12 protein-coding genes are annotated in these 12,804 nt (G+C 69.1%); 6 read left to right on the plus strand and 6 right to left on the minus strand.

Annotated elements, in window-relative coordinates; genetic code table 11:
* The first annotated feature begins 25 nt into the window (after window positions 1-25).
* On the plus strand, window positions 26-379 hold the full coding sequence (locus OK345_RS02535; protein ID WP_265126337.1) for a DMT family protein: 354 nt from the start codon (window positions 26-28) through the stop codon (window positions 377-379).
* Between the two features lie 716 nt (window positions 380-1,095).
* Here the strand turns inward: OK345_RS02535 and OK345_RS02540 are convergent.
* The 5 genes from OK345_RS02540 to OK345_RS02560 all read right to left on the minus strand — a co-directional run bounded on the left by OK345_RS02540 (window position 1,096) and on the right by OK345_RS02560 (window position 6,412).
* The gene (locus OK345_RS02540; protein ID WP_265126338.1) at window positions 1,096-2,037 is read right to left on the minus strand and encodes a DUF6607 family protein; all 942 of its coding nucleotides are present in this window, start codon (window positions 2,035-2,037) and stop codon (window positions 1,096-1,098) included.
* 78 nt (window positions 2,038-2,115) lie between these two features.
* Window positions 2,116-2,712 carry a Hemin transport protein gene (locus OK345_RS02545; protein WP_265126339.1) on the minus strand — a complete coding sequence of 199 codons (597 nt, stop codon included), beginning with the start codon at window positions 2,710-2,712 and terminating at the stop codon, window positions 2,116-2,118.
* 4 nt (window positions 2,713-2,716) lie between these two features.
* Window positions 2,717-4,903, minus strand: a complete 2,187-nt coding sequence (locus OK345_RS02550; protein WP_265126340.1) for a TonB-dependent hemoglobin/transferrin/lactoferrin family receptor — start codon at window positions 4,901-4,903, stop codon at window positions 2,717-2,719.
* 161 nt (window positions 4,904-5,064) lie between these two features.
* A complete protein-coding gene (gene hemP / locus OK345_RS02555; RefSeq protein ID WP_265126341.1) occupies window positions 5,065-5,259 on the minus strand; it encodes a hemin uptake protein HemP in 195 nt (64 codons plus the stop codon).
* A 181-nt stretch (window positions 5,260-5,440) separates the two neighbouring features.
* Entirely contained in the window at window positions 5,441-6,412 is a 972-nt protein-coding gene (locus tag OK345_RS02560) for a potassium channel beta subunit family protein (protein WP_265126342.1), read from the minus strand.
* A 189-nt stretch (window positions 6,413-6,601) separates the two neighbouring features.
* On the opposite strand from OK345_RS02560, the gene OK345_RS02565 reads away from it, so the two are divergent.
* From OK345_RS02565 to OK345_RS02585, 5 genes are all read left to right on the plus strand, one after another.
* On the plus strand, window positions 6,602-8,131 hold the full coding sequence (locus tag OK345_RS02565; RefSeq protein WP_265126343.1) for a NupC/NupG family nucleoside CNT transporter: 1,530 nt from the start codon (window positions 6,602-6,604) through the stop codon (window positions 8,129-8,131).
* 30 nt (window positions 8,132-8,161) lie between these two features.
* The gene (locus tag OK345_RS02570) at window positions 8,162-9,118 is read left to right on the plus strand and encodes a ribokinase (RefSeq protein WP_265126344.1); all 957 of its coding nucleotides are present in this window, start codon (window positions 8,162-8,164) and stop codon (window positions 9,116-9,118) included.
* Window positions 9,119-9,196: 78 nt separating this feature from the next.
* Entirely contained in the window at window positions 9,197-9,532 is a 336-nt protein-coding gene (locus OK345_RS02575) for a YegP family protein (protein WP_265126345.1), read from the plus strand.
* 86 nt (window positions 9,533-9,618) lie between these two features.
* Window positions 9,619-10,608, plus strand: coding sequence for a tRNA dihydrouridine synthase DusB (gene dusB, locus OK345_RS02580; protein ID WP_265126346.1), 990 nt, complete (start codon window positions 9,619-9,621; stop codon window positions 10,606-10,608).
* 204 nt (window positions 10,609-10,812) lie between these two features.
* Entirely contained in the window at window positions 10,813-11,634 is an 822-nt protein-coding gene (locus OK345_RS02585) for a methyltransferase domain-containing protein (protein ID WP_265126347.1), read from the plus strand.
* Between the two features lie 57 nt (window positions 11,635-11,691).
* Here OK345_RS02585 and OK345_RS02590 read toward each other — a convergent pair whose 3' ends face one another.
* Window positions 11,692-12,792, minus strand: a complete 1,101-nt coding sequence (locus OK345_RS02590; RefSeq protein WP_265126348.1) for a metal-dependent hydrolase — start codon at window positions 12,790-12,792, stop codon at window positions 11,692-11,694.
* Window positions 12,793-12,804 lie beyond the last annotated feature (12 nt).

Genomic DNA, 12,804 nt, shown 5'->3' on the forward strand with positions numbered 1-12,804 from the left:
GCCCCTTCCCGGCGATGCGCGCGCCATGCCCAGCCTTCCGTTCTCCAGCTACCTGTACCCGGTCCTGTTGCTGGTCGCCAGCAACATCTTCATGACCTTCGCCTGGTACGGGCACCTCAAGTACAAGAGCGCGCCGCTGGTCACCGTGGTGCTGGTCAGCTGGGGCATCGCCTTCTTCGAATACTGCCTGCAGGTGCCCGGCAACCGCCTGGGCAGCGCGGTGTACTCGGCGCCGCAGCTCAAGGGCATGCAGGAGGTGATCACGCTGCTGGTGTTCGCGGTGTTCTCCAGCGCCTACCTGGGGCAGCCGCTGAAGTGGAACCATTGGGCGGCGTTCGCGCTGATCGTGGCGGCGGCGTTCCTGATGTTCAAGGAATAGCGGCCGGCCGCCGTCGGCAGGCGCGGCGTGCCCTTCGCAAGCTGGGGGACCGGTGCGATTCCATCGCGCCGCCGGCCAGCAGCGGCGTGGGCCGGATCGGCAATGCCTTGCACCGCGGCCGGGAACCATGGCCGCATCTGGCCGCGCCTGACCGCATGTATTGAAGAGCAGCTCTCGCTCCCATCCGAGGGGGCGTATTTCCGGCCGGCCTTCGTCTCTGCTCAGGAAGGTCGCGACTGACGTCGCTCCTACAAATTCCGCCACCAGGAGTGGCGCTGCGCGGCCCTGGGCCATTCCATCGCGCTGCCGGGCGGCGACGGTATCGACAAGGCACCGCACTGCGGCCGGCAGCCATTGGTTCCGGCTGGCCGCATGCAGAAAGGTCGCTTGCCTGGCTCCCCCCGGTCGCGACTGACGTCGCTCCTGCCGGTGGCGGGGAGACGTTGTAGGAGCGACGTCAGTCGCGAGCTTTTCGAACCAAATACCACCCAAAAGAACGCCCATCGGCAACGCCATGGGCGAGCGCCACGCAGGGCGCGGATGCAACCGTGGGTCCACCGCGAGCGATGCCGGGGCGTGGCCCGCACCTGCCGTTATCCGCAACTCCGGAAACGGAAGGCCCTAGCCACAGGCCGGCATCCAACCCGGCGACGAGGCCTGCGCGAAAACGGGCACCCTCCGTGGCGCCCTCCCCGCTCGCGTCGCGGCGGGCAGGTTCAGCGCGCGGCTTCGGCCGGCGCCTTTTCCACCCACTGCGCGAACACCTTGTCGATCTCGCCGTCCTTGACCTGCTTGCCGTCCTGGATGTCCTGGGCCTGGGTGAACAGCGGGATGATCATCGCCATGCCGTCGAGCCTGGTCTTCAGGTGCACGCCCGGCGCCTGGCCCAGGAAGCCGTCCCAGCGCTGGCGCACCTTCGCCCAGTAGCCGGCGGTGGCGGCCCAGTAGTCGTAGGCCGGCTTGAAGTCCACCTCGGTGGTCCTGACGTAGTCGTTGAAGCCGAACTCGCGCGCGATCTCTTCCCGGGTGCCGTCGGCGTTGCGCTGCACCTTGGTGTTGAACTGTTCGTGGGTCCAGCCGTTCGGGGTCAGGGTGTGGCGGTTGACCACCGCCAGCGCGTTGTAGTCGCTGCGCTTGGTGTATTCGCGGCGCGGCAGCGGACGCCAGCTGGTGTCGCTGGTCCAGGTCGCCACGCCGTTGTCATAGCTCCACCTGCCGGTGCCGCAGTAGCGCGGCGCGTCGCTCACCTCGTAGACGCACTGGGTCCAGGCGCCGGCATTGGTCGCGGCCGGGACCGTCCGCACCTGCCAGGTCTGGTCGGCGCTGAACTCGAAGCGGGTCGGCGCCTCGTACACCCAGTCCTGGCGCCAGTGCTTGGTGACATGGCCGCTCTTGCCGTCCACCAGCAGGTGCTGCAGCACGATCTTCGCCGGGCTGTCCTCGATCACGATCACCACTTCGTTGCCGCCGCTGCGCATCGCCGACGCGCGTTCGTAGCCGGGCTTGAGCAGCACCGTCTCGTCGAAGGCGAAATCGACGAGGTATTCGCCCTGCATCGCCAGGATGGCGTCATGGTCGCGTTGCGGGTCGGAGGGCTGGGCGTGGACCGCACCGCTGCTGGCGATCAGCAGCAACACGCTGGCTGTCTGGAGTTTCATCGAGGGGTTCCTTCGGGAGTTGCTTGCGGGGATTCAAGGCCATCCGTGGCGGCAGGCGATCCTTCGTTGACTTCGGACTCACAGGCGTATCAGCGGCACCTCGCCGGTATCGTGGGCCGGAGCGCGGCGGGCCGCGGCGGCGCAGCAGCAGTCGTCGATCCACAGTTCGCCCTCGGCGCCCTCCTGGCGCGCGATGCGGCGGGCGGTGGTCGCCCCCAGCGACGACAGCGAGGCCAGGCTGGCCGCCACCCCCTGCCCACCGTCGGTGGCGTGCAGCCGCAGCGCGCACATCCGCCAGGGATCGCCGCCCAGCCGCATCGCCAGCCGGCGCCACAGCCGCTCGGCCACGTTGGCATCGTTCGCCGGTTCCGGCCGCGTCGGCAACTGCGACACCAGCCGGTCCCAGGCCAGGAAGTCGCTGTCGGGCAGCAGGTACAGGCGCCAGCAGCAGTGCTGGCGCTCGTCGACGAAGCACACGCTCTCGCGGATGCCTTCGCTGTCCACGCCCTGGCAGGCATGCGCCGACACCGCGTGCCGCCAACCGCCCAGTTCGCTGCCGCCGGGCCGGTACAGGCACAGCACGGTGCCCAGCGCCGCCAGCTGCCCGGGCAGCGGCAGACGGCCGGCCCACAGGGCCTGGGCGGTCGGTCGCGGCGCGGACAGGGCGCGGCTCATCGCGCTACCACTCCAGCGCCAGGCTGACCGAGACGTTGCGGCCGGGGTTGGTGAAGCGATCGACCACCGGGCTGTTGCCGGCCAGCGACGAGGTGATGGCCGACCAGTCCGTGTACTTGCGGTCGCCCAGGTTGAACACGCCCACGTTGAGCTTGGCGCCCGGGGTGAACGCCCAGTGCGCCATCAGGTCCAGCACGCCGTAGCCGGCCGGGCGGTAGGCGGTGGTACTGGCCAGGCGGTCCTTGCGGCGGGCGAAACTGCCGGCCAGCTCCACGCCCCAGGTGTCGCGGTCGAACGCCACGCCGAGCGAGCCACGCAACGGGTCGATCGATTCCAGCGGCACGTCGTCGGTCTTGTCCTGGCCGCGCGACCATGCCACCGCGCCGCGCAGCGACCAGCCGTCGAGCGCTTCGCCGAGCTGCCCGAAATCGACCCCGGCCTTCAGTTCGGCGCCATAGATCTCCGCATCGGCGACGTTCTGCGACTGGAACACCATCAGCCCCTGGTCGTTGACGCCGACGAAGCGCTGCGATTCGATGAAATCGCGATAGTCGTTGTAGTAGCTGCTCAGGCTGACGTAGGCGGCCGGGCCGAGGAAACGGATGCCCAGTTCGATGCCGTCGCTGGTCTCCGGCTTCAGGTCCGGATTGGGGATCGCGGTGTAGCCGAACATCACGTTGGTGAAGCCCAGGTTGACGTCGTTGTACGGCGGCGAGCGGAACCCGTGCGCATAGCCGGCGAACAGCGACCACTGGTCGGCGAAGCGCCAGACCAGGCCCAGCTTCGGCGACACGCTGGTCTCGGTCAGGTCGGCCACGGCCACGCCGGGATTGTCCCCGGCGAAGATGGCGTCCACCTCCGGGCGCAGTTCGTAGTGGTCCACGCGCAGGCCCGGCACCAGCGACAGGCGGCCATCGGCGAAGCGCATCTCGTCCTGCACGTACAGGCCCAGCTCGGTGGTCTTGCTGATCGGGAAATCGCGCACCGGGAACGCGTCGGGCAGGATCGTGGTGCTGGTGCTGCCGTTGGCCAGTACCTGGTAGCCGTCGCGCTTCTGCCGGGTCTCGGTCCAGGCGCCGTCGAAGCCGTAGGTCAGGGCGTGCTCGACGCTGCCGCCGGCCAGGTCCTTGTGGAACGTCGCCTGCAACCCGTAGACGCGCTGGTCGAAGTTGAACTCGCGGTGGCGGGTGCTGCCATCGCCGCGGCCTTCGTGGGTGCGCTGGGTGGTCTCGCTGTCCTGGCGGTAGACCTGCCAGGACAGGCTGTCGGCGAAGCCGGCCGCGAGCGCGTCCATCTCGTGCCCGAGCGACACGCGGGCGCGGGTCTGGTGGTCGCGCGCCTGCATGCCGACGGTGGTGACGCGGTCGATGGAGGACAGCACGTCGGTATCGACGTAGTCCTCGTTGGCATCGACGGTCAGCTTGAAGCGCTGGTCCTCGCCTGGTGCGTACACCAGCTTGCCCAGCAGGCTGCGGCCGTCGCGCTGCTGCGGATTGGCCGCGGTGCGGGTGTTGTCTTCGCTGCGCACCTCGCCGGCGGTTTCGGTTTCCTTGCCCTGGCGATGGTTGAAGTTGACCATGCCGCTCCAGCGTTCGCCGCCGAAGGCGGTGGTGACGCTGCCGAGCAGTCCTTCCCAGTCGCCGTCGTAGCCGAACTTCAGGCCGACATGGCTGTCCTTGCCGTCCTTGAGGTAGTCGGCCGGGTCCTTGGTCACGAACGCGACCACGCCGCCGAGCGCATCGGAGCCGTACAGCGAACTGGCCGGACCGCGCACGATCTCCACCCGCTTGAGCGTTTCCAGGTCGGTGAAATTGCGGTTGGCGTTGGAGAAGCTGCCGATGTCGAACGACCTGGGCATGGCGATGCCGTCGGTCTGGATCAGCACGCGGTTGGCGTCCAGGCCGCGGATGCGGAAGCCGTTCAGGCCGAAGCGGCCGGCGCCGCCGGTCACCGACACGCCCGGCTCGTAGCGCACCAGGTCCTTGATGTCGCGGACCAGGTGGTCGTCGAGCTGTTCGCGGTCGATCACGTCGACCGTGGCCGGCACGTCGGCCAGCGCCCGCTCGGTGCGGGTGGCGGTGACCTGGATGCGGTCGAAGTCGCGCGCGTCGCGGGCATCGGCCGCAGATTCGGCATGGGCGGAGGAGAGCACTGCCCACAGGGCGGCGCTTAGAAGGGTCGGTCGGATCATGGTGCCTGGCGTCGAACGGGAGAACGGAAGACCCCGGCGACGCAGCCGCGGCGATCAGGCGCCGCGACCGCATGGCCGAGGGGAGAGAACAGGACGCTTCAGGCGGGCGGGCGCGGGAGAGGACGCGCCATGGCTGGCGTAACGCCGGGAATCTGTTTGGCTTACTTGGTAAGGATCAGCTTGTCGTTGCTGGTATGGCGCAGCCGGTAGAAGCGGTCGCCATGCTGGATCAGCACTTCGCGCTGGCCCTTGAGCAGGGCCGCGCTGTCGAGCACTTCTTCGGCCGGCACCACGCGGACAGGACGTTCACGCAGGCTGAGGACTTGCGGGCGCAACAACACAGGTTGGGCATTCATCGTCAGGACTCGGTGCGGAGGACGATTTGAATGATAATGATTCTCAGTTACTACGCAACTGGAATCGTCCGGATTTTGCCCGGAATTATCGATTGACACGGGAAATTCGATAGCTCAAGACAATCGATCGCCCCAGCGACCGGCGCCGGGATCGCAGGACCGGCCCCGCCCTGCCGCGCACTCAGTCGAAAATCGCCGCCAGCCGTTGCCAGTCCGCATCGGCGTGGCGCTCCAGCAGCGCCAGCGCCCCCAGGTTCTCCTCCAGCTGCGCCACCCGGCTGGCGCCGAGGATCACGCTGGACACGTTGGGGTTGCGCAGGCACCAGGCGATCGCCAGCTGCGCCGGGGATTCGCCCAGTTCGCGCGCCAGTGCGGTGAAGCGCCGCACCTTCTCCAGGCGGCGTTCGGCCGGGTCGCCCAGCACCGATTCCTGCAGCCAGCCCAGCGATTCCTGGCCCAGCCGCGAGCCGGGATCGATGCCGTCGTTGTATTTGCCGGTCAGCAGGCCCGAGGCCAGCGGCGACCAGATCGTGGTGCCCAGGCCCGGGCGGGCGTACAGCGGTGCGTACTCGTGCTCCACCCGCTGCCGATGCAGCAGGTTGTACTGCGGCTGCTCCATCGACGGGGCGTGCAGGTTGCGCGCCTCGGCGATGTCCATGGCCTCGCGGATCTGCGCCGCCGACCACTCCGAAGTGCCCCAGTACAGCACCTTGCCCTGGCGGATCAGGGTATCCATCGCCAGCACGGTCTCGGCGATGGGGGTGTCCGGATCCGGGCGATGGCAATAGAAAAGGTCCAGGTAGTCGACCCGCAGGCGCTTGAGCGCGGCATGGCAGGCGTCGGTGACGTGCTTGCGCGACAGCCCGCGCTGGGTCGGCCGCGGCGATTCCACCGCGCCGAAGAACACCTTGCTGGACACGCAGTAGCCGTCGCGCGGCAGCCGCAGGTCGGCAATGACGTCGCCCATCACCTGTTCGGCGCGGCCATGGGCGTAAACCTCGGCGTTGTCGAAGAAGTTGACACCCTGGTCCCAGGCGGCGGCCACCAAGTTGCGCGCCTCGTCGCGTCCGATCTGCCCGCCGAAGGTCACCCAGGCGCCGAACGACAGCGCCGACAGCTGCAGGCCGGTGGATCCAAGACGACGGTAGTGCATGGCAGGCTCCTGGTAACGGGTCCGCGACCGGTGCGGACGGGGCGCCAGTGTAGCCGCCCGGGCCCCTGGCCCGGCCTTGCCGATGCCGGCCGGATTGCGGCAAATGCCTGCACCACAACGGATTTTCCTTGCCGCGCATCACCCCGCTGCTCTAGGCTTGCGGTTTTTGCGGCGCCCCGGGGAACTCACATGGTCGAAGGTTTGGGCAGGATCGGCTTCGGCCTGTTCGGTTTGGCGGTGCTCATCGGCATCACCTGGCTGTTTTCCAACAACAAGCGCGCAGTGGACTGGAAGCTGATCGCCACCGGCATCATCCTGCAGATCGGCTTCGCCGCGGTGGTGCTGCTGGTTCCCGGCGGACGCGACGTGTTCGACTGGCTGGGCCACGGCTTCGTCAAGATCCTGAGCTTCGTCAACGAAGGCTCCAGCTTCATCTTCGGCGGCCTGATGGACACCGGCACCTACGGTTTCATCTTCGCCTTCCAGGTGCTGCCCACCATCATCTTCTTCGCCGCGCTGATGGGCGTGATGTACCACCTGGGAGTGATGCAGGCGATCGTGCGGGTGATGGCGCTGGCGATCACCAAGGTGATGCGCGTGTCCGGCGCCGAGACCACCAGCGTCTGCGCCAGCGTGTTCATCGGCCAGACCGAGGCGCCGCTGACGGTGCGCCCGTACATATCCAAGATGACCCAGTCCGAACTGATCACGATGATGATCGGCGGCATGGCCCACATCGCCGGCGGCGTGCTGGCGGCCTACGTCGGCATGCTCGGCGGCGGCGATCCGGAACAGCAGGCGTTCTACGCCAAGCACCTGCTGGCCGCCAGCATCATGGCCGCGCCGGCCACGCTGGTGATCGCCAAGCTGCTGGTGCCGGAGACCGGTACCCCGCTGACCCGCGGCACGGTCAAGATGGAAGTGGAGAAGACCTCCAGCAACATCATCGACGCCGCCGCCGGCGGCGCCGCCGACGGCCTCAAGCTGGCGCTGAACATCGGCGCGATGCTGCTGGCGTTCATCGCCCTGATCGCGATGGTCAACGCGCCGCTGACCTGGCTGGGCGAATACGAGTGGAGCACGATGTCGGTCTGGGCGGGCTGGATCCTGACGGCGGCCCTGCTGGTCGCCGGCGCGGCCGCCGCGGTCGCGCTGGGCCAGCGGCTGAAGCTGTTCTCCCTGCCGCGGCCGCCGCGCCTGCTGGAAAATGCGCCCCTGTTCGCCTCGCTCGGCACGCTGCTGCTGTGCGCCGCCGGCCTCGGCCTGGTCCATTCCCCGGACGGCTTCACCCTCAATGGCTGGATGAGCCAGTTGGTCGGCACCCCGTTCCAGCTCAACCTGCAGGCGATCTTCGGCTACGTGCTGGCGCCGATCGCCTGGGTGATCGGCACCCCGTGGGCCGACGCCACCACCGTCGGCTCGCTGATCGGCCAGAAGGTGGTCATCAACGAGTTCGTCGCCTACCTGCAGCTGGCCAACATCGTCAACGGCCAGACCCCGGGGGTGATGCTGTCCGACGAGGGCCGCCTGATCGCGACCTACGCGCTGTGCGGCTTCGCCAACTTCAGCTCGATCGCCATCCAGATCGGCGGCATCGGCGGCCTGGCTCCCGAACGCCGCCACGATCTGGCCAAGTTTGGCCTGCGCGCGGTCCTGGGCGGTACCATCGCCACGCTGATGACGGCCACCATCGCCGGCGTGCTGACGCATTTCGGCTGATCCCCTGTCCCCTATCGAGAAATGGATTCCATGAGTTCTGTCGTCGTTGCCGGTTCCTTCAATGTCGATCACGTCTGGCGCTGCGAAGCCCTGCCCGCGCCGGGCGCGACCATTGCCGGACGCTACAGCACCGGCCCCGGCGGCAAGGGTTTCAACCAGGCCGTGGCCGCCCGCCGCGCCGGCGCGGACACCACCTTCCTGTGCGCGCTGGGCGAGGACGCCGGCGGTGCGATGGCACGCGGGCTGGCGCAGCAGGACGGCTTCGCCCTGGTCGCCGAGGCCAGCGACGAGCCCACCGGCACCGGCGGCATCTACGTCGACAGCCGCGGCCGCAACACCATCGTCATCGGCCCCGGCGCCAATGCCGCGCTGAGCACCGGCTTCGTCGAAGCCCAGCGCGCGCTGATCGCCGGCGCCCGGGTGCTGCTGGCGCAGCTGGAATCGCCGGTGGAAACCATCGAGGCGGCGCTGGCCATCGCCCGCGAGGCCGGTGTCGTCACCGTGCTCAACGCCGCGCCCGCCGACGCTCCCTCCAGCATCGGCCTGCTCAAGCTGGCCGACGTGCTGACCCCCAACGAGACCGAGTTCGCCGCCCTGCTCGGCCGCCACGTCGGCGAGCGCGTGGACGCCAACGACGTCGCCGCGCTGGACGGCGCCAGCCTGCATGCGCTGTGCCGCAAGCTGGTGGGCAACGGCACCGTGGTGGTGACGCTGGGTTCGGTCGGCGTGTTCGTCTCGCATGCCGAGGAGAACCTGCGCGGCGACGCCCAGCCGTATTACCGGGTGGGCGCCGAGCAGGTGCAGGTACTGGATACCACCGGCGCCGGCGATGCCTTCAACGGCGCGCTGGCCGCCTCCATCGCCCACGATCCGGAAGCCGCATTCGCCCGCCACGTGCGTTTCGCCAACCAGTTCGCCGGCCGCTCCACCGAGAAGGAAGGCGCCGCCGTGGCGATGCCGCACTTCACCCCGGCCGACGCCGGCTGATTCCGCGGATGGCGCCCTCGCGGCGCCGTTCGGGTACATTGCCGCTGCGGCATTCCCACTGAAAACCAGGAGGGTTCCATGGCAGGCAGGTTCGTCATCAGCAAGCGCAGCAACGGCGACTTCCAGTTCAACCTCAAGGCCGGCAACGGGCAGGTGATCCTGACCAGCCAGGGCTACGCCGACAAGGGCGGCTGCCGGAACGGCATCGAGTCGGTGAAGAAGAACAGCCCCGACGACGGCCGCTACGAGCGCAAGGCCGCCAGCAACGGCAAGCCGTTCTTCAACCTGCTGGCCGGCAACGGCCAGGTGATCGGCACCAGCGAGCTGTACGAGAGCGAGGCCGGTCGCGAGAACGGCATCGCCTCGGTCAAGAGCAACGCCCCGGATGCCGCGGTGGTGGACGAAACCGCCTGACCCCCGCCACCCCGTAGGAGCGACGGACGTCGCTCCTACAGGTACGGGCGCATTCGCGCGGGCGCCCGCGCACTACAATACGCACCATGCAGATCGGCCCCTATTCCATCGCTCCCAACGTGGTGCTGGCGCCCATGGCCGGCGTCACCGACAAGCCGTTCCGGCTGTTGTGCAAGCGCCTGGGCGCGGGCCTGGCCGCCTCGGAAATGACCATCTCCGATCCGCGCTTCTGGAACACCCGCAAGTCGATCCACCGCATGGACCACGCCGGCGAGCCGGCGCCGGTCAGCGTGCAGATCGCCGGCACCGAGCCGCGGCAGCTGGCCGAGGCCGCGCGCTACAACGTCGACCATGGCGCGCAGATCATCGACATCAACATGGGCTGCCCGGCCAAGAAGGTCTGCAACGCCTGGGCCGGCTCGGCGCTGATGCGCGACGAGACGCTGGTGGCGCGCATCCTGGAGGCGGTGGTGGGCGCGGTGGACGTGCCGGTGACGCTGAAGATCCGCACCGGCTGGTGCGCCGAAGTACGCAACGCACCGGCCATCGCCCGCATCGCGCAGGACAACGGGATCCAGGCGCTGGCGGTGCACGGCCGCACCCGCGACCAGCACTACACCGGCACCGCCGAGTACGACACCATCGCCGCGATCAAGGCGATGCTGGACATCCCGGTGATCGCCAACGGCGACATCGACTCGCCGCGCAAGGCCGCGCAGGTGCTGGCCCATACCGGGGCCGATGCGGTGATGGTCGGCCGCGCCGCCCAGGGCCGGCCGTGGATCTTCCGCGAGATCGCCCACTACCTGGCGACCGGCCAGGAGCTGCCGCCGCCGTCGCTGACCGAGGTGCGCGACATCCTGCTCGGCCACCTGGAAGCCCTGCATGCGTTCTACGGCGAACCGCAGGGCGTGCGCATCGCCCGCAAGCACCTGGGCTGGTACGCCAGGGACCGGCCGGAGAATGCCGCCTTCCGCGCGGTGGTCAACCGCGCCGACGACGCCGACAGCCAGATCCGGCTGACCACCGACTATTTCGACGGGCTGATCGCCGGCGACCGCGCCGAAGCGGCCTGATCCACACCGGGCCGGCATGGCCCGTCGCCGGCCCTCATGCCGGAAAGTAATTTCAAAAGAAACCAATGCCATCTGCCGCGCGATGACGGAAAGCCTTGCCGCGCAACGATCGACGCGACCACGGCAACACTGATTCCCGCAGCGTGCACACCGGCCTGCATCCGCGGCAGGATACTGGCGGGCTTTCCCGACGATGCAGTCCACATGACGCTGAACGACTTCCCCTACCTGCATGGATTCTCGGCCACCGAGCAGGCCCGGCTGCGCAAACAGGCGAAGCTGTTCGAGCCGACGGTCTTCCACGACATCGACTTCTGCAATGCCCGCCACGTGCTGGAGGTCGGCAGCGGCGTCGGCGCGCAGACCGAGATCCTGCTGCGCCGCTTCCCCGAGCTGCGGGTCACCGGGGTCGACCTCAACGAACGCCAGCTGGCGGCCGCCACCGAGCAGCTCGGTGCGATGCCCTGGCTGGAAGGGCGCTACACCTTCCAGCGCGCCGACGCCAGCGACCTGCCGTTCGAGCCGCGCAGCTTCGACGGCGCCTTCCTGTGCTGGGTGCTGGAGCACGTGCCGTCGCCGGCGCGCGCGCTGGCCGAGGTGCGGCGCGTGCTCAGCCCGGGCTCGCCGGTGTTCGTGACCGAGGTGATGAACGCCTCGTTCCTGCTCGATCCCTATTCGCCGAACCTGTGGCGCTACTGGATGGCGTTCAACGACTTCCAGATCGACAGCGGCGGCGATCCGTTCGTCGGCGCCAAGCTCGGCAACCTGCTGCTGGCCGGCGGCTTCCGCGACGTGCAGACGCAGACCCGGACCCTGCACCTGGACAACCGCGAGCCGGCGCGGCGCAAGACCATGTTCGCGCTGTGGGAAGAACTGCTGCTGTCGGCGGCCGACCAGCTGCTGGCGGCCGACAAGGTCGACCAGGCCACGGTGGACGGCATGCGCCGCGAATTCGGCCAGGTGCAGAACGACCCGAACGCGGTGTTCTTCTATTCGTTCGTGCAGGCGCGGGCCACGGTGTACTGAGCCGGCGGCGATGCGCGGGCGGACGCGAACGCCCGCCCCGCACGTTCCGCCGGGGAATCAGCCGCGCGGCGGCTGGCCGGCTTCCGGCAGCGCGACGCGGTTCTCCGGCGCCGCCGCCGGATGGTCCTGCGCCGGCATGGTCCAGATGCGCTGCCACATGCCCTGCAGGCGCTGCGCCAGCAGTTCGCGGCCGCCCTGTTCGCGATAGGCCGGCCGCAGCTGCTCCGGCGCCATCTCCTTCCAGCCCTCGCCCTCGGCCCGGGCCACGGCGAAATTGAAGTTGTAGTCCGGCTCCAGCCCCATGCGCAGGTCGCTGAGCACCAGCGTGCCGTCCTGCACCTGGGCGCGCATGAAGCCGCGATTGAACCATTGCAGCCGCGCCACCACCGGGATCTGCGCCGCCTGCCGCAATGCCTGCACGTTGGAGGGATGGCCCTGGAACCGCATCGGCCCGTGGTCCGCCCACAGCGAGCGGTCGCCGACCACGTAGCCGCTGGGCGTCATCGCCACCACCCGCCACAGCAGCGTGTTGAACGGCATCGGCACCGAGAAGCGCGGCGCATCTCCCAGTCCCATCGCCACCAGCGCGCGCTCGGCCTCGCGCTCGACCATGCCCTTGGCCAGCAGCGACCAGCCCAGGTAGCCGCTGCTCAACACCAGCCCGGCCGCCAGCGCGCGCTGCGCCAAGGGCCGCGCCCGCGCGAACCACGCCACCGCGCAGGCCAGCGCCAGCCACACGGTATAGAGCGGATCGATGATGAACACGCTGGACCACATCGTCGGCGATGGCGTCAGCGGCCACCACAGCTGGGTGCCGTAGACGGTGAAGGCATCGAGCAGCGGATGGGTGACCAGGGCCAGCACGATCGCCCACCACCAGCGCGCGGGCGCCTGCGCCACCCGGCCGTGGCCGAAGCGCCGGAACAGCCACCAGACCAGGGTCCCGAGCAGCGGCAGCACGAACAGCGAGTGGCTGAAGCTGCGGTGCACCGTCATCAACGTGACCGGGTTGTCGCTGAAGGCCGCGATCAGCAGGCCGTCGAGGTCGGGCACGGTGCCCAGCGCGGCGCCGGCCAGCAACGCGGCGCGGCGGTGGCCGGCGGGGGCGATGGCGGCGGCGACGGCACCACCGAGAACGATCTGGCTGAGCGAATCCATCGGCAGATGCTA

Origin of the sequence: Xanthomonas chitinilytica (assembly GCF_026107455.2) — a bacterium.
GTDB lineage: Bacteria > Pseudomonadota > Gammaproteobacteria > Xanthomonadales > Xanthomonadaceae > Stenotrophomonas > Stenotrophomonas chitinilytica.